Annotated in this window: 1 protein-coding gene; it reads left to right on the top strand. The window is 77.0% G+C overall.

Going from position 1 to position 1,491, the window contains the following annotated elements; genetic code table 11:
• A partial coding sequence (locus AC0CYZ_RS11480) for a zinc-dependent metalloprotease (RefSeq protein WP_472215366.1) occupies nucleotides 1-1,473 on the top strand: 1,473 nt, incomplete at its 5' end.
• Nucleotides 1,474-1,491: the final 18 nt, after the last annotated feature.

Below are 1,491 nucleotides of genomic sequence, written 5' to 3'. Positions count from 1 at the left end.
CCCGACGACCCCCGCAACGAGGGGTCCTCCGGGTCCGGCTCCGGCGGCCAGGGGCCCGGCGGCGGCTTCGGCTTCGGCCCGGGCGGTGCGGGCGGCAACCCGTTCGCGGCGTTCGGCGCCGGCGGTGCGGGCGGCCCCGGGGGGTTCGATCTCGGGCAGCTCGGGCAGATGCTCACCCAGCTCGGGCAGATGCTCTCGGCGGGTGGCGGGCCCGGCGGCGGCAGCGGGCCGGTGAACTACCAGCTGGCGGCGCAGATGGCCCACCAGCAGCTCGGCGCGCAGGGTTCGACGAAGCCCACCGCCGAGCAGCGCACGGCGATCGAGGAGTCGGTGCGCCTGGCCGAGCTCTGGCTCGACGACGCGACCACCCTGCCGTCGGGGATCTCGACGGTGACGGCGTGGTCGCCCAACGACTGGGTGGACAAGACCGTCCCCACGTGGCAGCGGCTGTGCGACCCGGTGGCGCACCGCGTCGCCGACGCGTGGGTCGAGGGCCTGCCCGCCGAGGCCCGCGAGATGGCGGGGCCGATGCTCGGGATGATCGCCCAGGTCGGCGGCATGGCCTTCGGGTCGCAGCTCGGCCAGGCGCTCGGGCAGCTCGCCGGCGAGGTCCTCACCTCCTCGGACATCGGGCTGCCCCTTGGCCCCGAGGGCACGGCGGCCCTGCTACCCGGCGCGGTCGCCCGGTTCACCGAGGGCCTCGACCGGCCCGCGAGCGAGGTGCTGGTCTTCCTCGCCGCCCGCGAGGCCGCCCACCACCGCCTCTTCGGGCACGTCCCGTGGCTGCGCCAGCGCCTGCTCGCCACCGTCGAGGAGTTCGCGCACGGCATCACCATCGACACCTCGCGCATCGAGGAGCTCGCCCGCGACCTCGACCCGTCGAACCCGGCGGCGATCGAGCAGGCCATGTCCTCGGGGCTCTTCGAGCCGCAGACCACCGAGGCGCAGAAGGCGGCGCTCACCCGGCTCGAGACGCTGCTCGCGCTCGTCGAGGGCTGGGTCGACCACGTCGTCGCGCAGGCGGTCGGCGACCGGCTCCCCGGCGCGAGCGCGCTGCGCGAGAGCATGCGCCGCCGCCGCGCCTCGGGTGGTCCCGCCGAGCAGACCTTCGCGACGCTCGTCGGGCTCGAGCTGCGGCCCCGCCGGCTGCGCGACGCCGCCGAGCTGTGGCGCCTGCTGGGCGAGGAGCGCGACGTCGACGGCCGCGACGCGGTCTGGGCGCACCCCGACCTGCTGCCGACCGCCGAGGACCTCGACGACCCCGCGGCGTTCGTCCGCGGCCCCGCGGCGATCCCCGAGGGGGAGGCCGGGACGTCGTTCAGCGACCTCGACGACCCGATCGCGCGCCTCGAGCAGGAGATGCGCGCGGAGAAGGAGTCCGGGACGTCGGCGCCCGGGGAGGGCTCCGAGGACGGTCCGGCCCCGGAGGACGGGTCGGGGCCCGACGAGGGCACGGCCGGGCCGAAGGCCTGACGTGCGGGGCGGCCTCGG

The sequence above is a fragment of the Actinomycetospora sp. genome (assembly GCF_055612215.1).
Note: the sequence above shows the minus strand (reverse complement) of the source record. Positions and strands in the feature narration are given on the sequence as shown.